Consider the following 777-nt stretch of genomic DNA (forward strand, 5'->3'; position numbering starts at 1 on the left):
CTGTAGCACCAGTTAAACCCGTTGCTCCAGTTACTCCAGTTTCCCCCGTTGCTCCAGTTGCTCCAGTATCACCTGTTACACCAGTTGCTCCAGTTTCACCTGTTACACCAGTTACCCCAGTAGCACCAGTTACTCCAGTTTCACCCGTTACTCCCGTTGCTCCAGTAACTCCTGTTGAGCCAGTTGCTCCAGTGTCACCTGTTACTCCAATAGCTCCGGTTGCACCAGTTACCCCAGTTGCTCCAGTTACTCCAGTTTCACCCGTTACTCCTGTTGCTCCTGTTGCTCCAGTTGCTCCAGTAACTCCAGTTACGCCAGTGGCTCCCGTAACTCCTGTTATTCCTGTAACTCCAGTTGATCCTGTTGCACCAGTAGCTCCAGTTAAACCCGTTGCTCCAGTTACTCCAGTTTCACCCGTTGCTCCTGTTGCTCCTGTTGCTCCAGTTGCACCTGTTACTCCAGTAACTCCAGTTACGCCAGTGGCTCCCGTAACTCCTGTTATTCCTGTAACTCCAGTTGATCCTGTTGCACCAGTTGCTCCAGTATCACCTGTTACACCAGTTGCTCCAGTATCACCTGTTACACCAGTTACCCCAGTAGCACCAGTTTCACCCGTTACTCCTGTAGCACCAGTTAAACCCGTTGCTCCAGTTACTCCAGTTTCACCCGTTGCTCCAGTTGCTCCAGTATCACCTGTTACACCAGTTGCTCCAGTAGCACCTGTTACACCATTTACACCAGTAACACCAGATTCACCAATTAGACCAGGGGCTACAG

At 51.0% G+C, this 777-nt stretch carries 1 protein-coding gene; it reads right to left on the reverse strand.

The genetic code is table 11. The features are described 5' to 3' along the window. On the reverse strand, positions 1-777 hold a 777-nt coding region (locus KPL51_RS23090; RefSeq protein WP_216166784.1), incomplete at both ends, for a hypothetical protein.

The organism is Clostridium bowmanii (assembly GCF_018861315.1).
Lineage (GTDB): Bacteria > Bacillota > Clostridia > Clostridiales > Clostridiaceae > Clostridium_AD > Clostridium_AD bowmanii.